Here is a 19,960-nt window from a genome sequence, read left to right as displayed (position 1 = left end):
CGTTTCACGACTGGCAGAACTTCCACCTGAATCATTTACAGCATTTCAATTTTGAATACAACAGGCATATCACTTCTATATTCTGTCTTTAAGTGGAGTCCATCATCTTTTCTATCAAAACTTACAGGACTATTATCCGCTAAAATACTGATATTTTTGATAATACCCGAAAATCCCCTTGAACTTGCAGCATCTTTTTGAATACCCAGGCTCTTAATTATATACTCACCGTTATCAGCACATTTGAGCACATGAGCATAAATATTTCCATGCCCTACTGTAAATCTGATATCTTCAGGTGTGTAAATAATCTTACTCTTATCGGTAAACTGACCTCCTGCCATCTTGGTTGGACCTTCCTCTGCGACTCTGTATGGCTTTGAATCATAAATCGCCTCTCCGTTTTCAGAAAGCCACTTTCCAATTCCAAGAAGCGTTTTCTTATCATCTTCCGATATTGTTCCATCAGGCTTTGGTCCCACATTAAGAAGCATATTTCCATTTTTGGAGACGGCATCAATGAGATTGCATACAATTTCCTCTGAATCCTTGTACTCGTTGTCTGTTGTGTAACACCATGAGCGTCTTCCAATGGCAGTATCTGTCTGCCAGATAAAAGGCTGTGCAGTAGCCATCTGTCCTCTTTCAACATCAGGAACTGCAACTCCGAACGGGAAGGCGTCATGCTTATAATTGATCACACCGACCTTTCCGATTTTCTCCATCTCATTATAATAATATGCCGCCATTTCCCTAAGATATTGCTTTAAACACGCTTCCTGTATCCACCAGTCAAAATAAAGGACTTCAGGATGATAATTATCAATGATTTCCCTGGTTCTTAGAAGCCAATCCTCCATAAACTCTGCGGTCGGTGCAGGCTCAGCATAAAGATCATAGTGATCGGCAGGTTCCTTCATCGCCGGCCAATAAAGGCTATCTTTTGTAATGGAATCATTTATATCACTCTCAAAATCTCTTCCATGGCTCATAAAAAACCAGTGCTCAATTCTGTGAGAAGAGGCTCCCAGTCGCATTTCTTTTTTCTCTACGCTCTTTTTAAGCTCTCCAAGATAATCAATCTTTGGTCCCATCTCATAAGAATTCCACTTTGAAATTTTACTCTTATACATCTGAAAACCATCATGATGTTCAGCTACAGGAACTACATATTTAGCTCCGGCCTTTTTAAAAAGCTCCGCCCATTCATCAGCATTAAATTTTTCTGCTTTGAACATGGGAATAAAGTCTTTATACCCAAAGTCCTTGTGAGGTCCGTAAGTATTTACATGATGTTCAAACTCTCTTGTTCCCTGAATATACATGTTTCTTGAATACCACTCATTAGCATATGCAGGAACAGAATATACTCCAAAATGAATGAATATTCCAAATTTTGCGTCTGAATACCACTGTGGCACTCTGTAATTTGATAATGAATCCCAATCCGCTGTGTAAGTCATTTCTTTCTAGTCCTAGCTATCCCTTTCTTTTTTGTCTTTTCTTTATCATCTCGCAAAAGATCCATTCCCACATCATATACCTTTCCCTCAACTGCATCCCCAAGCCACTGGGCCATGGATATACCATTCTGGGTAAAAGCTGTAAAATGGAGCTCTCTTACACTGGTGTGAACAGTTCCTCCCATTGTTATAAGGGGAATTTTCCAATCATCTATAAAGATTCCAAAAGCCGGAGTTATACTCTTTAGCTCTTTTATCATATGACGAAGCTGCAAGTAATATTCATCCTGAACAGCTGCGTCTGTCTCATATTTCTTGCGAATAATGTCATTGTAATAAGCGCTCAGAAGATAATCTCTGGTTGAGCTTGAATAAAGAAGTTTGAATCTGTCCCCATACTTTGTATATAATGCTTTATACCAGTCCAAAGTAATATTGTCTGATACTATGGGCTTCCAAAGGCTTTCCTTGGTCTTCCAGATATTCTTTGCGGTTTTTCTCCAGTTCTTATATAAGAGCTGACCACTATCAGAAAACAATGTGATATTTCCGGCTCCCGGATAATAATCATCCACAATCTCTCCTGCAAGTGCAGGCACCGCAAAGGCTCCGGCTGAATTGCCGGCTATTAAAAGCTTTGACGGCTTTGGAAATAGTTTTTTGGAGACTTTCATACTCTCCAAAAAATTTACATATCCATGGAAGTGAAGCACTTCCTCCTTGCCATCTTCCGATTTGTAAGTATAATCATTGTTGCCGATATGAAAATCTCCGGTTGCATATGTTATTACCACAAAGCTCCAGTCCTTGAACGGATTTTTATCTGATGATATATCCGTAATCCCCACATTGATATTCATAATCTGGGTAAAGGGCCTTAAATTGTTCCAATAAAAGTTTGGCAGGTGAGCTGCTACTTTCCCACCGGTAACAGGCCTTGCTGCAGTATACTCATTCCATGCAACTCCGCCTCCCGATAAAAAGATACACAATTTGTCAGGATTAGCTATTTTAACGTAAATATAGTACTCGGAGCCGTCTCCGGAAAGCCCCTTTGGAAGGCTTACTCTGTACCATGTCATCTCCTGAGGATCATCCGGAAGTTCATCTGCAAGTCTGTTTCTGTCCTCCATGGCTTTGCCTATAGAGTTCTCAACAAAATCTCCCACCTTACTTGCAAAGACAATTCCCCTTTTGAAGTTGTTTTTATTAAGTCTGTTTTTTAAACTCATGAAACACCTATTACACTTTGTGATGATATACGGATTGCTCCGCTTCGCTCTCTCAATCCTACAAGCATGAGGAATCCGGCACATATGCCTACTTCCTCATGCTTGTTAGGGTCACCAGATCAAATATGTTTACTCATGCAAGCATGAATACATATTTAATCTGTGACACCTATATCATCACATATTAAACATCTTTTCGGAAGCATTCTTTAAGTCATTAAATCTGAATATTATTACGGCTGCAAAAAGAATCAGATAAATCATCACACTGCTTACTGCAGGCCACGGAACCTGATTGACTCCATTTCTGATTAGTATTATCTGCAAAAGAACCATCACAAGGTCCAGGACCAGGTAAAGAATATACTCATCAAGCCTTAGTTTTAACACATGGGCTGTAATGATGGTTGCAATTGCCAGACCGATCAGTGTCAGCGGAATCATCCACTCTATACTCCATCCTTTAAAGCCCGTGTGAATGTCAACGTAGATATCTATTACTATCGCAACTATCACTTCCCAGGTTATTACCTTTATGAGATTGTTTCTAAGGTACATGGTTGTTATTATGGTTATCCATCCGGCCAGAATTCCCAGCATAACAGGACTGATAAAAGGATATTTTCCCGCAGTCATGATATTGATGGTGGTAAACACGATCTCAGATGCCACAAACAAAAATGTACATACCTTCAAAAAAGTAATATTACTGATTTTTTTTCTTTTTATTGTGGGAAAAGAGGGACTAAGCTCGCCTTCAACATTTTTAAGTTTCCCCTGACATAATGGGCAACAGCTCTTGTTGCCTCTGATATTTACTTTACACTTAGGACATATCTGCATCACGCTAAAACCTCCCCGTCATAATCATTAGAACCAAGCTCAACTTCTATTCCGGCTTCTGATAAGCATCTAAAGAAATTAAGCATGACTCTGTGGGTTTTATAAGGTGATGCCTCTCCAAAGGTCATCTTGTCACCAAAAGAGCATACTGTAACCTGCTGGGATGAGGCTGTCATAAAGGCACTGAATCTGTCTATATATTCTTCAACCTCTTTTGGCATCTTTATCCTTCCGATATTGGACATTGACGTGGTAACACCTTTTTTTGCTGCTGAATCAAATCTGCCGATTGTAAAATCCTTAATAGGCAGCGGAACTACTTTAACGGCCAGGTTATGTTCCAGCGCAGAATATGAATTCATAGTCTGCTCAATGTTTTCTGCTGAAAGCTTTTCCTTAAACTTTTTATCAACAGGTTCAATAATTGATGATAGATTTCCGTCATAATTGGAAGGATCATAATCAATATTGATAACACCAAAGAAATTCCTTGCTGTTCCGCTGTGATAAAACTGTCTTAAATTAACGGGGACGCTTACTACAACGTGTCTCTTTTTTTGTCCCCTATTCATGCTAAGTATCGCAGCCTTAATGTAAATTGCAACGCACAATACGCCGACAGTCGTGTTGTATTCATGGGCAAATGCCAGAAATTTACTGCTTGATACAGTTCCCTCCAGCAGATGCGGAAGAAGGTTCTCATCAAGATCACCGCCTACCTGATATGCTTTTACTGAAGACATTTCTTTTAACTGCTTGAGTCCCTTTTGCTTACTATAATTATCAGTAAAGGCATCCACATTCTTTTCTTCTACAGAAAACTCATCTATCGGTTTGATATCCTCGCTAAGGTTATGTCTTAGCTGAAGATATCTGATTATTAGTGTCTTAAAAAACATAAACGCCCCTGTTCCGTCTGCAAGAACATGGAACATTTCAAGATTTATTCTCTTCTCAAAAAAGTTTACTCTGTATAACAGATTTTTGTGTCCCGGAATATAAAGCGGCATGCACGCAGGCGTATGCTCCTCTTCAACAATAGGTTTAAGGTCACTATCCTCCAAGTAATACCAAAAAATTCCTCTGTGAAGAACACAGTTAAAAAAAGGGAACTCATCAATAGTTTCATCAAGTGCTATCTGAAGTGTATCCTTATCAACATTTTCTTTTAACTCACATGTAAGTCTGAATACTCTAGTGTTTGCTCCTCTTGCTGTGGACGGAACGATCTTCGCAGCATTATCGAGCTTGTACCAATTCTTTCTCTCCATTAAAAATTCTAATCCTTATCTATTTTTTATAAATGTTCAATTCTCTCGGTAACTATATCCATAGATGCTCTGCTTATCCTATAGATAACATCCTCAAGTGATATGAACTTTTTGCCCTTAATAAACTTTAAATACTTGGGCTTAAATCTCATCTTAATGCCCTTTGGCTCCAGACCGGTATTGACCTTCTCTTCGATGGTACTGCATGTATCAGCCGGATCATGTGCCAAGCTCTTATTTAAGATACAAAGAAGTGTCCCTGCAGTCCTTACTATCCCTTCTGCGTTGGGATCCTCTGTTACATCCAGTGACTGCAGTGCTCCAACCGACCACTTTTTTAAACTATGATATATTCCATACTCGCAGTCAAGCTCCACAAGTTTTTCAGCGGCAGAATCATAGAGCCACACTTCATTTCCCTTGACGAACATATCACTGACCACAAACAGCTCGCCTTCAAACGGGAACTTAATGCCTACATTTGAACATCCTGTAAGCAACACATTAGCATTTACTTCAGCAACATAATCTCCAATATCCGTTTCAAATCCGATTGTATCGGCAACCATTTCAGATTCGGACTCATACTTAGAATCATCTTCCCCGGCATTGTTTTTTTCCTCAATTCTGGCATTTTCGTCATGCTTTAGCCTGTAGGAATAAAACAGTGGTGTCTGAACTGTAAATCTGTCGCTTCCACATTCCTCAAAGGGACCTGATGCAGGAAATCTTCCTCTTTTCCTTCCAAAATAATCAAGATCAAAGATAATCGCACTGCCATCAGGATTTTCAAATCTTTGCTCCGGCTCAAAGGCAAGCCCCAATATATCAGAGTTAACCGGAAGCGTAAAATTCCTTGGAAGATACTCGTAAAGATTTGTGTGAAGCGTGTATCTTCCGTCTTCCTCATCAATATAAAGACTTATCTTGTGGTCTTTATCCACATGGGCCGATGGTTCAAAATCGCAGCTCCTTGCACCATTGAAATAGGCATTGCCGCCAAAGTAAACCGGCAGGTGATCATAGTAATGGTCATTGGAACCAAGAGTCTTCTTGGCATTCTTCCCAAATTTTCCAAAGTACTCGGCAGGACTTGGATAAGTATTGTAGGGAATTGTTCCGCATATAAAATTGTTCTTGTCTACTGTATCTGCCTCTTTTGAAACGCAGTAGTCAAGAAGGTCCTGTCTTATAGTCTTTTGAACAAAAATATTGTTATAAAATCTCGCATCACCATGAAGGATTGTCATGAAACCTGCAATCGCGGTAGAGTGTGGCACGTGATATGGAGTGTATCTGTTTGTTGCAAACTTCTTGCCGCCATTATCTGTTCCGTTTCCCACATAGGTAAAAGAACCTGCTATAAGGTTGTGTACAAAGGCTATACCCTGAGTACTGAGTCTTGCTGCAATATCTGACAAAAGCAGATTATGATCTACAAGTGTGGGACCGTGGGATACTTCTATAAAAATATCCTCTCCAAGAGCAAGACCGCTTTCTATGATTGTTCCTTTTGGCGGAACATTATCATGAAGAAAGTTCTGGGAAACTCTCGTACCCTGTGCTTCCCAGTCAAGCCATATGCCTCTGGTACAATGATCGATATGATTTCGTCTTATTTGAGTATCTATGGCTGCATGAAGCTTTATACCGCCAATCTCGGCACCGGCAAGATTATGTTTATTATTGATGTGGTGGATGTGATTGTCTTCAATGATTGAAAATGCGCATCCCATATGTCCCACAATACCTGCCTGACCGCAATCATGAATATCGCACCTTCTTACGATATGTGAGCCTATTGTCTCCTTATCCCATCCGTCGTTAACCGCCTGGCAGACTGCATCTCTCTGGTTTTGCGTCCCGTCCTTTAGCCAGTAGGTTGTCCATTTATTGTTATTCCCCTTCTGGTAGTACTTGCCAAGGCTGATTCCGACACATTTAGACTCGCTGATCTCACACTCTTCAATTATCCATCCCTTGGACCAGTTAGGTCCTACCATACCTTCCTGCATAGCGGTAGGTGGCGCCCACTGTGTTGCAGCATTTTTAATTGTAAATCCGCTTAAAGTAATATAGTTAATCCCTTTTGTTTCAGGGAAAAAGCAGGCTCTTCTGACTGCCAATTCCACTTCTTCCTGATTAGGGTCTTTTCCCTGAAAATTAGCATAAATAACAGTATTGTTGTCTTCCTGAGCAGTAAACCATACATACTCAGAAAAATCGGGATCCCAGGAGCGCTTATCCTTAGATGGATGCATACAAAAAGAAAGATCAAATACTTCCGTCATTGATCTGCCATTTAGATATACTTCACCTGTGTGGGGATTTTTGTCCTGTGAAGAAAACCAATCACCTGAAACTTCAGAAATATATGGATTGTACTCACCAAAAAAGCTGTTGGGGATCCGTACCCTCCATACATTTTCAAAGGCTTCCCATCCCTTTAGTTCCTCGGAGCCTGTTATTATCGCTGCTCCTCTGGCTGTACTTTTATATACGATCCTTGCATCCTCGCTGCCGGAGTTTTTTGGTTTTACCCATTCTCTGTAAATTCCCGGTGCAACTAAAACGATATCACCTGACCTTGCTGTATCCGCAGCTTCCTGAATGGTTCTAAAAGGATGATTAACGCTGCCATCACCACTTCGTGGTACATTACCCGCTACATATATCTGCATACTCCCCTCCTGTAATACGACATATATCAAGAAATATCTATAAATAGTATAACACTTTTATGGTATACTTTTCCTTAAATAAAGGCACTTTTTAGAATAGGAGATTAACTGTTATGGGACGAATGAAATTCATCTATGCTTTTGCAATACTTGCCGCTTTTATCCTTGCCGGACTGTTGGTAAGTCTTATCGGCAGGCTTTTCTAAATTAAAAGAACGCTTGCGCTATAGGCGTAAGCATTCATAGGTATTATCAATCATTCTTTTATTCAATTAATCTTCTTTTGCTTATAGAGATCAGAATCTGCTCTGGCAATAAATGCCTGAAGCGATATCGGTGAATTGTAATCATACTGGGCAATTCCAACGCTCACTGAAAGATCATAGTTAGTACCGTAGTTTTGAGTTATACGTTTTATATTATTCTTGATCTGGTCAGCAAGCCATGTTGCTTCAGCTCTGTAAGACATCTCAGCTACAACGATAAATTCATCCCCGCCATATCTTGAAACAAAAAATCTGCTTCTTGGTCCCTGACAGGCATCCTTAATGGCATCTGCCACTCTGACAAGCGCATTGTCTCCCTCAAGGTGTCCATAGGTTTCATTAACTGTTCTGAAATGATCAATGTCAATCAGAAGAATAAAAAGAGACATTCCAGGATCTTCTTCTCTCATCTTCTTGGCAAGATATCTGTACATCTGATTTTTGTTATTTATCTGAGTAAGAGGATCAAGCGATATCAGACCTTCCATCTGAGTCACATAAACATAAAAAACAGCAGCGACCATGCCGTAACAGACAAACGGAACTCTCCAATAAAGTGCCTGCATTATACCCAGAATAATCGGCATTGCAGGAAATACGCCGATCATAAAATACATTCCTCTATCGGCATATCTGTCTTTATCAAGAGCTCTGTAAAAAGCCTTTACAGAAGATGCTATCAGATATCCAAACGGAACGATAATCAGAATCACATATAATTTTCCGCCTACCAGAACGTTATTTTCGTCCACGTAAAAAACAAGACCTGTTCTGTACGCAGAGATACATAATATTCCTGAAATCCACACAGGAATGCTTATAAGAAGTTTGGCAATATCCTTTTCTACTATTTTGCCTTTTTGAAGAGTTTCCGACAAAATAAACCACAAATATGCGTCTAAACTTACTAACAGATAAGTAAATATGTTGGATAAATAAAGAAGAGGCTTAGTGCTGTTTATAACATTGCCGTCAACAAGTGCCCAGAAAATTTCCGCCAAAAAATACAGCATTGTCACAAAGACTATGTCGCCAAGATAAACTGTCGAAAGATCTTTATTAACACCTTTGGCAATTTTATACAGGATTATGCTCAATAAAAAAAGACAAGCCAAATGGGCTTCTACATAGTAAAAAACGTACCCCAAAATAAAACCTCCACCATTTTCGTGCAATGAAAGAATTTTATCACGAAAAAGTAGCCTTGTAATGAATTTTTATGCGATTTTATACATTGTTTATAATTTGGGACTTAAGCTCCACCTGCTATAGCCTTTAAAGCATCGAATTCAGACTCATAAACACCACCCATAGCCTCAAGATCTTCCCATGAGTACCAGGCGCCGCTAAGCTGAACTCCTTTTATGGAAATATCCGTTGTAATGACCATAAAAGGCTTATGATTTACCACAATATACGCAGTTCTGTTAAGCACAAAAGGAGTAATAAACACATGGCCGGTATCTATCAAATGATTCAGTTGATCTATAGTATAATTTTTGCTCAATGGAATGGTCTTTAACATATAAAACATCCTTTATTCAGCTTAATAATCTCAAAAAAAGAGCCAAATAGTATAAATCAATTATACTATCTGGCAGTTTTAGTGTAAATTCGTTTATATTTATTTAATATTTGAATAATTTCTTTCACCAAAAATACCTGTGCCAACACGCACAAATGTGGCTCCCTCCTCTATGGCAACCTCGTAATCGCCTGTCATTCCCATAGATAACGTATCCATTTGAACGCCATCAATATTCCCGGCATTTATCCTGTCCTTAAGTTCTCTTAAGCCTTTAAAATAGACTCTGTTACTTTCAGGATCATCAGTATATGGAGCAATTGTCATAAGTCCCCTTATATTAAGGTGTTTTAAAACACTTATACTCTTTACAAAATCCAGTGCCTCATCAGGTCTGATCCCAAATTTAGTATCTTCACCTGCCATATTAACTTCAATAAGAACATCAGCAACAAGGGAAGCCTTTGAAAACTGTTTTTCAATCTCAAGTGCCAGCTTTTCATTGTCAACTGAATGTATCATACAGACAATCCCCGGAAGATATTTGACTTTATTGGCCTGAAGATGTCCAATCATATGCCATTCAAGAGGCTCCGTGATTTCAGCATGCTTATCTCTGATCTCCTGCACCTTATTTTCACCAAAGACTCTTATTCCGCTTTCCATAGCCTGTCTGATGTCGCTGACAGGCTTTGTCTTACTGACAGCTATTAAAGTCACTTCACTTCTATCCCTCCCTGCTCTTTTGCAGGCATCACTTATTCTTTTTTCCACAAACTCAAGATTTTCTTTGATCATACTGTCTCGCTCCATTTATGTTTATAACTTTAAACGTTTTTACGCTTTATTTTTTCTGGGGCTTATTATATCATATTTTTAGGGGATAAAACTCTCTAACCAAAAAGAGAAATAGTAAGGAACTTTACTTCAGTTCCTAAAGAGGGGGTATTATATAATAATGAATGTCAATGACATTGCAAATGGTTCCGAGATAAAAATCTATGCCGCAATCGGTGGTCACAGTATTGTCATTATGACAGAAGCCGTATTTGGTGTATCTGCCGGTCTATTGGTCAAGCCAATGGAATACTTTGGCAAATATATGCAGTTTTTAGAGCCATCTCAGGTTCAGGTATTCAACAAACGTGACGGTCGTATCTACAAATTCATGTCTACAACAATTACTCCTGTCAAAACCAGATATGGTAATTTTCACCTGATAAAAGCTTCTTCAAAGCTTGAACCCGAAAACTCCAGAAGAGCTGAAAGATTTTATATTGAAAAGCTCGGACTTATGTCAGTTAACGGCAACAACGCCGATCTAAAAAACTGTATCATACACGACATCTCACTCAGAGGCATTTCACTTATTTTAGACAAAAATACAACTTTAAAGCCCGGAGATGCGCTTGATGTCAGGTTCCGCTATGGTGCCACACTCCACAACTATGAAATGAGCACTATTGTAGTCAGAAATTTTGATATTCAGGGTAAAAATGCTGTCGGTTGCAGCATATCCAACTTAAATGTAGACCTGATCGGTCTTTTGGCTGCAAAGCGAAATGAAAAACATGCTCCGCTGGCCGAAGCACCTGAAATAAACCTGAATCCCGAAATATCCCAAAAGCAACAAATCAACGAGGTCGAGGAAGATATTGCCAAAGAGATTGTACCCGATGAAAAGAAAGCACTAAACATTGCTTCTAACGGTACCAATCCTTTTGATCCTTCTAACCTTGAGCATATTACAGATAAAACACTTCGTCAGAAAAAGAAGGAAGAAAACATGGCAAAACAGGCCAAAGAAATTGAAAACCTTCTTGATCTGCGAGATATCTAACAAAAAAACCATGCCCTATCATTTAATCAATAGGACATGGTTTTTATTATTATTATCAATAACGAATCTGCTTTTCAACCATACGAACAAATTCTACGTTGTTTCTGGTCTTGGAGAAGAGGTTTATGCACTGATCAACAGCATCATCTGCTTTCATGCCGTTGAATCCCTTTCTTAAGCTGTTAATAGCAGCAAGCTCTTCACTCGAAAGAAGAAGATCCTCTCGTCTTGTACTTGATTTTGGTATATTGATTGCAGGGAAGATTCTCTTTTCCTGAAGCTTTCTGTCAAGAACCATTTCCATGTTACCGGTTCCTTTAAACTCCTCGTAAATAACATCATCCATCTTGGAACCTGTCTCAATAAGAGCTGTTGCAAGGATTGTAAGACTTCCGCCCTCTCTCATGTTTCTGGCAGCTCCGAAGAACTTTTTAGGCATATGAAGAGCTGCAGGGTCAAGACCACCGGAAAGAGTTCTTCCTGAAGGTGGAACTACAATGTTATAAGCTCTTGTAAGACGTGTAATTGAGTCGAGAAGTATAACAACATCCTTGCCATGCTCAACAAGGCGCTTCGCTCTTTCCATAACCATCTCTGCTACTCTCTTATGGTGTTCCGGAAGCTCATCGAATGTAGAATAGATAACTTCTACATTTGATCCTTCTATTGACTCCTTGATATCTGTAACTTCCTCGGGACGCTCATCTATAAGCAGGATAAGAAGATGCATATCAGGACTGTTTTTAAGAATAGACTTTGCAACATCCTTAAGAAGAGTTGTCTTACCTGCCTTTGGAGGGGAAACTATCATACCTCTCTGTCCCTTACCTATTGGGCTTATAAGGTCCATAATCCTCATGGCTACAGATGCCCCCGGCTGTTCCAGCTTAATCCTTGAATTTGGGAAAATAGGTGTCATATTTTCAAAGTTCCACCTTCCCATAGCTACTTCAGGTTTGTACCCATTTACAGAATCAAGTACTGCAAGAGCAGCGAACTTGTCAGATTCCTTTTTCTCTCTGCATCTTCCCTTAAGGATATCTCCGGTCTTAAGGTTAAACTTTCTTATAACACTTGGTGCTACATATACATCATTTTCACCGGGAAGATAATTCTCACATCTGATAAATCCATATCCGTCCTGCATAACTTCAAGGATTCCATCTGCAGCATCGCCATCAGCCACAGGTGTCTCCGGCTCTTCCTTCTTAGGCTCTGTCTTGGCAGTCTCAGCTGTTTCCTCTTTCTTTACAGTCTTAACCACGATATTTTTGCGATGTGCACCATTCTTTTCATGATTCTGAGTTTTTTCTGAATGTGCTTCGCTATCCTTTGACTTTTCAGTTTTATCTGATTTCTCAGTTTTTTCAGCCTTTGGAGCCTTTTCAATTTTTTTCTCTGTTTTGGTTTTGGTCTCTTTTTCATCCATTTCGCACATAAGATCAATGATCTCCGCTTTCTTCATGGATGTTGCGCCTTTTATTCCTCTTGATTTTGCAATTTCTCTGAGGTCACTAAGTTTTAATGTTTCGTATTTTTCTCTCAAATTAACTCCATTCTGTGCATAACGCACTATATCAACAATACCTTGTATCTATAAAAGCTCTTAACGTGGGATCTTCGAACGATTTACGTCAATCTGACGAATTCTGTCCTAATAGAAATAACTTATACTGTAAACTAACGTTATGTCACAAATACCTTACAACATAAAAAAAAGAAAATCAACAGTTAAATTATTAATTTTTTGTGTGCTGCTTTTTTTACGTCGGCAGACATAAAAAGGCGCCCCCAAGGGACGCCTTAACCTACTGCTTATTATTTAATTAAAATTACCATAAAGGATCTGAGCAAGTTCTGAATTCTTATCAAGAATCAGTGTCTTCTCACCCTTTAGTGACTCCTTGAGAGCATCAAGGCCTCTGATATAGCTGTAAAAGTCTGCTTTTTCCTCTGTGTCATAGGCTTTGGAAAGTGTCTCCATATATGCAGCCTCTCCTTCTGCCTCTAAAACAGCCGCATCTTTTTGTGCCTGAGCTTTTATGATGGCAACCTGCTTGTCAGTTTCGTTCTGAATCTTCTGAGCCTCTGCATCACCCTGCGCAGTATAAGAAGCAGCAATATTATTTCTTTCAGAAATCATTCTGTCATAAACAGCCTGTTTATTATCATCAGGAAGATCCAAAGCTTTGATCTGAGCCTGAACTATGGCAATTCCGTATCCTTCCATATCGGAACCTGCCTCTGTTGTAATAAGCTGTGTAAGCTGCTCACCTCTTGCCTCAATAACTTCATCCTGAGTCATTGAAGATATGGCATTTTTCGTAGCATTATAGACAGATGCCTCAATTCTCTCCTCTGCTCTTGCGTCAATGGCATTAAGTGTCTGAACATATTTAAGGGGATCAGATACTTTCCAAAGGACATAGGTATCTGTGATCATAGACTTCTTATCCTTTGTTATTACATCGGACTGAGGAATATCATAAAGGATTACTTTTGCTGAAATTGACTGTGTACTGTCCATAAACGGTGTCTTAAAATGAAGTCCCGGATCCTGCGCAATATTGATTATCTTACCAAATCTTCTTACAGTTACATATTCATTTTGATGAACCACATATGTTGAAGCTCCCACCATGAATGCTAAAAAGAGAACTACAACAAGTAAAACATATTTAAAAATGCCTTTTTTTTCATTAACTGTTTCCATAGTCGTTCTCCTTATCCGTTAAAACTGTCAAGCGGAAGCATCTGCTGTGTGTTTCCATCTGTTATTATTACCTTTAAATCAGGAAGAAGCTCTTCCATTGTTTCATAAAAAAGTCTCTTCTTGGTGATGTATGGCTGAAGCTTATATTGTTCGTACATCTCATTAAATCTGGCAACCTGACCTTCAGCTTCTGCGATTCTGGCCTGTTTGGCAGCTTCTGCGTCCTGTAGGATTTTATCAGCAGCAGCCTCTGCCTTGGGAAGTTCCTCACTCTGATACTTCCTGGCATTGTTTACAGCAGTTTCTTTTCCCTGCTTGGCTGTCTCTACAGACTTAAACGCCTGAACAATATCCTCTGTCGGTGGCTCAGCATCCTGTACAGAAATATTCACTACAGACATACCAATATTTTTTTCGGCAAGTTCGTTTGTAAGTCTTTCCTTAACCTCTGCCTGTATCTGCCCCTTTGCTGTGGTAATAACATCATCAACAGGATAATTAACCACTGTGTTTCTGATGCTGGCAAGTGCCATGTTTTTCATGATCATTTCAGGATCTTCGCTGTTATAATATGCAGCAACAGGATCGCTGACCTTGTATTCCAAATAAAAATCAATATCTACAAAGTTAAAGTCAGACGTGATCATAACTCCTTCATCTTCAACAGTTATGTTCTGACCATCCTTAAGAACATATCCGATACCGATACCGTGAGTAGTCATATCTACCAGATGAACCTGCTGAATAAATGGGATTTTAAAATAGAGTCCTGCAGTATCAACTCTGACAACTTTTCCAAACATTGTAAGAATAGCCTGTTCCTGCTCTTTTACAGAGTAAAAACTACCCTGAGCAAGAGTCAGCACAAATAGAGCTGCAATAACAATAAACACTATCTTCAGGCTAAACTTCTTAGTTACAAAACCATTATTTTTTTTAGCTGACATATATATTCTCCATAAGCACAATAGAAATAATAAAGAGTCGCTCGCGACTCTTCGCGTCCGAGCGGTATTGCAAAGCAATTTCCTCGTATGATATTAAAAATGCATGACATGCACTCATACAGCATGTCATGCATCCTTTTGTTCAAAAATATATTACTGGAAATTAAAAATAAGAGCTGCAATTCTCAGAACAAATAATGCAAATACGATCCACATAACCGGACTTACATCTTTAGCCTTCTTGGTAATAACCTTAAGAATAACCCATGCAAGAACTGCGAACATAATACCTGTAGCAATTGAATATGCAAGAGGCATCATAACTACTGCAAGATAAGCACCTACAGAATCAGCAATGTCACCATCAAACTTAACCTTTGCAATTGACATAAGCATAAGCATACCAACATAGATAAGTGCCGGAGCTGTAGCAAATGAAGGAATAGCAAGGAACAATGGGCTAAGAACGATTGAAACAAGGAACATTACGCCGGTAGTTAATGCTGTAAGACCTGTTCTTCCACCTGCAGCTACACCTGCACTTGACTCTACAAAACTTGTTACAGTTGATGTACCAAGAAGAGCACCTGCAGTTGTACCAACGGCGTCTGCCATAAATACCTGACCAACTCTTGGAAGGTTTCCATCCTTATCAAGAAGTCCTGCCTTATCAGCTACACCTACAACAGTTCCGACTGTATCGAAAAGATCTACATAAAGGAAGCTGAATGTAATTGCAATGAACTGGATAAGGTGCTTAGCTGCCCATCCAAAGTTAAGCTTAAATGCTGTTTCTGAAATTGCGCCAAGCTGAAGTCCCTGTGAGAAATCAGGGAAAAGGTTAGCTGCTGTATAAGCTCCTGTTGCCTGAAGAATCATACCGATAATCCATGTTGCAATGATTCCGATAAGAACGCCACCTGTTACATTGTAATGAACAAGTGCTGCAATAATGATAAGTCCTACAAGGGCAAGAACCATATCAAGATCCGAGAAGCTTCCAAGTCCTACTATTGTTGCATCATTTGCAACGATAATATGAGCATTCTGCATACCGATAAATGCTACGAAAAGACCAATACCTGCTGAAATTCCATACTTAAGATTCTGTGGAATGCTGTTGATAATCTGCTCACGGAATTTAAAGAATGAAAGAATAATAAAGATAATACCTTCACAAAATACTGCTGTGAGAGCGATTGTGAAAGGATTCTCCTCTGCGGCAAGTTCACCAAGACAAACTGTGTATGCAAAATATGCATTAAGTCCAAGTCCTGCTGAAAGACCGATCGGATAATTAGCCAAGAAAGCCATTACAAATGTTGCGATTGCAGAAGCAAGCGCAGTTGCGACAAATACGCCGTTTGCATTCATTACTGTTCCTAAAATGTTAGGGTTTACGGCAAGAATATATGCCATAGTAAGGAATGTGGTTAATCCGGCAAGCACCTCCCTCTTTACGGTAGTGCCATGCTCTTTGAGTTTGAAACACTTCTCCAACATACTTTTTTCCTCTCCTTTGAAGACATTTATAAATTTGTTCTTAAACACTTAGAATCATCTATTCAAGATTCTTCCGACAGTGTAAACAACCTCATAGATATTGTCGTAAAACTCGAATAATACGTGAGCCATAACCGATATATAAATGTTTTTGGTGGCAATATATGCAATTGTTACCGGAAGAGCCATGACTGCCCATTCCAAAATCCCCAACGGTCCATGTGCTCTTGTCAGTGCACACAGAATCAAGCTTATTATAGTAAAGCATATAGTTTGCTTTTTATTGTCAAATCTAATTAGCGCTTTTCTAAAGAAAAGTTCCTCCGATACCGGCTTTATGATAATCATCATAAGAGCATAAAAGAAAGTCGGAACGATATCATTATGAACTATTATGCTAACAGCACCCTCGTCAATATTAAATGAAAACTGTGATGACAAAAGCATCCTCAACTTACTCGCAAGTATCAGTCCAATAAAGGTTGCTGCAACCGGAATCCAAAATCCCGTCACTCTCCCAAAATTCTTGTACAGCTTTCTGAATGAGAACTGCTTATAAATAAAATAGAAATATGTAAGTAATCCAAAATAGAATCCAAAAAATAAATGGAAAGCTTGCTTAGGCCATATAATTGTGGCAATTACAAAAACAAGTTCCCACGCAACAGGTATATATATTCGTTTCAAGGCAAACTCCTTTGAACAATCAAAAAATCCACTCATATTATATATATAGGTCTTGACAAGGTCAATCATATTTATTCAGAAATTATTAGTTTTGTATCTTTTAAATTATCATGCTAAAATGTGTTGTCACAGCATTTACATATGGAGAAAAACAATGATTTTATCAGTTCACAATTTATGCAAGTCATTTGATGGAAAAGACATTTTGAAAGGTGCCTCTTTTCATATAGAAAATAATGAAAAAGCCGCTATTGTAGGCAGCAACGGCGCAGGCAAAACCACTCTCATAAAAATGATTATCGGAGAGCTCTCACCTGATGATGGTGAGGTTACTTTTTCAAAGGACACCTCCTGGGGTTATCTTGCTCAGAATCAGAATATAGACACCCAAAACACCATTTGGGATGAGCTTGTTACAGTAAAAAAAGATATCATTGATCTCGAAAAAGAGCTCAGAGATGCCGAAGAATCGATGAAACATCTCACAGGTGATGATCTTACAAGACTTATGGACAGATATACCCGGATGAACGAAAAGTTTCAAAGAGAATCCGGCTATGCCTGGAAAAGTGAAATCTTAGGCGTATTAAAAGGTCTTGGTTTTATTCAGGAAGAATATGATAAACAGATTTCTACTCTCTCCGGCGGTCAGAAAACAAGAGTAGCACTTGGTAAACTGCTCCTTCAAAAGCCCGATCTTATTATCCTTGACGAACCAACCAACCACCTTGATATGAATTCTATCAGATGGCTTGAAAACTACCTTTTAAACTACAAGGGGGCTGTTCTTATTGTTTCACACGACAGATATTTCCTTGATAAAATTGCCGGTAAGGTAATCGAAGTTGAAAACACAAAAGTCAGCTCTTTTACCGGTAACTACAGCACTTACGCAATAAAAAAGGAACAGGTCAGAGCCGCTGAACTCAGCGCCTACTTAAAACAACAGCAGGAAATCAAGCATCAGGAAGAGGTTATTGCAAAGCTAAAAAGCTTTAACAGGGAAAAATCAATAAAAAGAGCTGAAAGCCGCGAAAAAATGCTGGATAAGATTGAGGTTTTGGACAAACCGACAGTTATCGATGACAGAATGAAGATTTCTCTTAAACCTGTCTGCGAAAGCGGTAATGATGTTCTTACAGTCGATGGTATTTCCAAATCTTTTGGCAATGAACAGCTCTTTTCCAATATAAGCTTCGAAATCAAAAAAGGCGAACACGTTGCCATTATAGGTGATAACGGAACAGGAAAAACAACCATGCTCAAAATGATCAACGGCATCGAGTCCCTTGACCATGGAAAAATTGAACTTGGAGTAAAAGTGCAGATTGGTTACTACGATCAGGAGCACCACGTTCTTCACGATGAAAAGACTCTTTTTGAAGAAATTTCAGATGCTTATCCGACACTTAATAATACAGAAATACGCAACACTCTTGCTGCTTTTCTTTTCACAGGCGATGATGTATTTAAGAGAATCGGTGACTTATCAGGCGGAGAAAAAGGCCGGGTTTCGCTGGCAAAGCTTATGCTCTCCGACGCCAACTTTCTTATCCTGGATGAGCCTACAAACCACCTTGATATAACCAGTAAAGAGATCCTTGAAAGTGCAATTTCAGGTTATGAGGGAACTGTCCTGTATGTTAGCCATGACAGATATTTCATAAACAAGACAGCTACAAGAATCCTAGATCTTACTCACGGCCGGATTGTTAACTACATAGGCAACTACGACTATTATATTGATCACTGCGATGAGCAGAACAACAGACTGTTTGGCGAGACCTCTACAAATGACGGTAGTTCTCTCGGTTCAGGAAGTTTTAAGTATGCAGGATCAAGTGATAATGGCGCTTTTTCAGTCAATACTTCTTCATCATCAAATATGACAACCTCCTCACAGGCTTCAAACGATACGGGCGCTGCTTCTTCAGCACAAAGCTCTTCAAGCGGTGCTATGGACTGGAAAGCCCAGAAAGAAGCTCAGGCCCAGAAGCGCAAGCAGGAAGCTGCACTCAAAAAATGTGAAGAAGAAATTGCAAAACTCGAAACACGGGATGGAGAAATAAATGAACTTCTCGCTGATCCATCGGTAGGCACAGACCTTGCAAAGCTTAGAAAACTCACAGATGAACAGTCTGAAATTCAGGATAAGCTTGCAGCACTGTATGATGAGTGGGAAACCTTGTCAGAATGAACGGCATTCCTTTCGGAACTTAATATGATACGTAGCCTGAACATCTCTCAATTTTAAACAGTTAGCAAATCACATGAATTTGCTTTCTGAAGATAAGAGTCACCAGATCTACTCTTTTTCCAAAATACCGTAAACTTTAAAAACATGACTCTGCCGTAATTTGCATTATTTAAATTACGGCAGTTAAATTTTTGCTTTTTTTACTAACAATCATTTATCTGTTACTTATTTATTGATAATCCCTTCAAATCTATTTATTTTAGGTCATTTTTATCAAAATATAGTTCATTTTCAGCGATTTTGTACTGCTATAATATCAGTATCTTTAATTTAGGCAGTTTAAGCCGCCAAACTGATACACTTTTTCAAATTTATTGCATAACATCATCCCATTATCATACCAAGCATTCCCATTTTTTTACATCTAATAATTATTCCTTAACCATACCAAATGAAGTATAACTTCCGCTTGCGTTGCCTGTGCCTTACGCCTTTCTTATCTAACAAGGTTCTCAAACAAGCACAGTCCCACAGAAAAGATGAATACTGCTTTACACCTTTATAATCTAACAAGGTTCTCAAACTATTCTGTAAACATTGTTCAGATGTGTTTTGTTTTACACGTTTATAATCTAACAAGGTTCTCAAACATACACGTAAGCTATTGAAGTTACCTTTTTGCTTTACACCTTTATAATCTAACAAGGTTCTCAAACATACTCTTTGATTCCTGTCCATAAAGCAGCGCTTTACACCTTTATAATCTAACAAGGTTCTCAAACTGACGGAACT

At 38.9% G+C, this 19,960-nt stretch carries 15 protein-coding genes; 2 read left to right on the top strand and 13 right to left on the bottom strand.

All coding sequences use genetic code 11. The annotated features are described in order from the left end of the window. Positions 1-35 precede the first annotated feature (35 nt). The 8 genes from J6O61_RS18750 to J6O61_RS18715 all read right to left on the bottom strand — a co-directional run bounded on the left by J6O61_RS18750 (position 36) and on the right by J6O61_RS18715 (position 10,079). Positions 36-1,463 (bottom strand): alpha-L-fucosidase, encoded by a 1,428-nt coding sequence (locus J6O61_RS18750; protein ID WP_292215834.1) that lies wholly within the window; start codon positions 1,461-1,463, stop codon positions 36-38. Then, positions 1,460-2,695: a pectin acetylesterase-family hydrolase gene (locus J6O61_RS18745; RefSeq protein ID WP_292215833.1), complete on the bottom strand. Its 1,236-nt coding sequence runs from the start codon at positions 2,693-2,695 to the stop codon at positions 1,460-1,462. Before J6O61_RS18745 ends, J6O61_RS18750 begins: the two co-directional genes overlap by 4 nt. 177 nt (positions 2,696-2,872) lie before the next feature. Then, entirely contained in the window at positions 2,873-3,538 is a 666-nt protein-coding gene (locus J6O61_RS18740; protein WP_292215832.1) for a DUF6320 domain-containing protein, read from the bottom strand. Continuing rightward, positions 3,538-4,809 carry a hypothetical protein gene (locus J6O61_RS18735; RefSeq protein WP_292215831.1) on the bottom strand — a complete coding sequence of 424 codons (1,272 nt, stop codon included), beginning with the start codon at positions 4,807-4,809 and terminating at the stop codon, positions 3,538-3,540. The genes J6O61_RS18740 and J6O61_RS18735 overlap by 1 nt, the downstream gene beginning before the upstream one ends. Before the next feature lie 26 nt (positions 4,810-4,835). Next, positions 4,836-7,490: a right-handed parallel beta-helix repeat-containing protein gene (locus J6O61_RS18730; protein WP_292215830.1), complete on the bottom strand. Its 2,655-nt coding sequence runs from the start codon at positions 7,488-7,490 to the stop codon at positions 4,836-4,838. Positions 7,491-7,758: 268 nt separating this feature from the next. Then, a complete protein-coding gene (locus tag J6O61_RS18725) occupies positions 7,759-8,904 on the bottom strand; it encodes a GGDEF domain-containing protein (RefSeq protein ID WP_292215829.1) in 1,146 nt (381 codons plus the stop codon). Positions 8,905-9,008: 104 nt separating this feature from the next. Next, positions 9,009-9,281, bottom strand: a complete 273-nt coding sequence (locus J6O61_RS18720; protein ID WP_292215828.1) for a hypothetical protein — start codon at positions 9,279-9,281, stop codon at positions 9,009-9,011. 99 nt (positions 9,282-9,380) lie between these two features. Further along, positions 9,381-10,079 (bottom strand): YggS family pyridoxal phosphate-dependent enzyme, encoded by a 699-nt coding sequence (locus J6O61_RS18715; protein ID WP_292215827.1) that lies wholly within the window; start codon positions 10,077-10,079, stop codon positions 9,381-9,383. 160 nt (positions 10,080-10,239) lie between these two features. Between J6O61_RS18715 and J6O61_RS18710 the strand changes: the two genes are divergently transcribed. Next, positions 10,240-11,121, top strand: a complete 882-nt coding sequence (locus J6O61_RS18710) for a PilZ domain-containing protein (protein WP_292215826.1) — start codon at positions 10,240-10,242, stop codon at positions 11,119-11,121. Positions 11,122-11,176: 55 nt separating this feature from the next. On the opposite strand, the gene rho is transcribed toward J6O61_RS18710, so the two are convergent. The 5 genes from rho to J6O61_RS18685 all read right to left on the bottom strand — a co-directional run bounded on the left by rho (position 11,177) and on the right by J6O61_RS18685 (position 16,971). After that, complete coding sequence (gene rho / locus J6O61_RS18705; protein WP_292215825.1) at positions 11,177-12,667, bottom strand: transcription termination factor Rho; 1,491 nt, start codon at positions 12,665-12,667, stop codon at positions 11,177-11,179. A 276-nt stretch (positions 12,668-12,943) separates the two neighbouring features. Beyond that, positions 12,944-13,834: a protease modulator HflC gene (hflC, locus tag J6O61_RS18700; RefSeq protein WP_292215824.1), complete on the bottom strand. Its 891-nt coding sequence runs from the start codon at positions 13,832-13,834 to the stop codon at positions 12,944-12,946. An 11-nt stretch (positions 13,835-13,845) separates the two neighbouring features. Then, positions 13,846-14,781 (bottom strand): FtsH protease activity modulator HflK, encoded by a 936-nt coding sequence (gene hflK / locus J6O61_RS18695; RefSeq protein ID WP_292215823.1) that lies wholly within the window; start codon positions 14,779-14,781, stop codon positions 13,846-13,848. Between the two features lie 153 nt (positions 14,782-14,934). Further along, a complete protein-coding gene (locus J6O61_RS18690; RefSeq protein ID WP_330613830.1) occupies positions 14,935-16,284 on the bottom strand; it encodes an NCS2 family permease in 1,350 nt (449 codons plus the stop codon). 54 nt (positions 16,285-16,338) lie between these two features. Beyond that, positions 16,339-16,971 (bottom strand): CPBP family intramembrane glutamic endopeptidase, encoded by a 633-nt coding sequence (locus J6O61_RS18685; RefSeq protein ID WP_292215822.1) that lies wholly within the window; start codon positions 16,969-16,971, stop codon positions 16,339-16,341. A gap of 154 nt (positions 16,972-17,125) precedes the next feature. On the opposite strand from J6O61_RS18685, the gene abc-f reads away from it, so the two are divergent. Then, a complete protein-coding gene (gene abc-f, locus J6O61_RS18680; RefSeq protein ID WP_292215821.1) occupies positions 17,126-19,168 on the top strand; it encodes a ribosomal protection-like ABC-F family protein in 2,043 nt (680 codons plus the stop codon). The last annotated feature ends 792 nt before the right edge of the window (positions 19,169-19,960 follow it).

The sequence above is a fragment of the Butyrivibrio sp. genome, from assembly GCF_017635265.1.
GTDB lineage: Bacteria > Bacillota > Clostridia > Lachnospirales > Lachnospiraceae > Butyrivibrio.
Note: the sequence above shows the minus strand (reverse complement) of the source record. Positions and strands in the feature narration are given on the sequence as shown.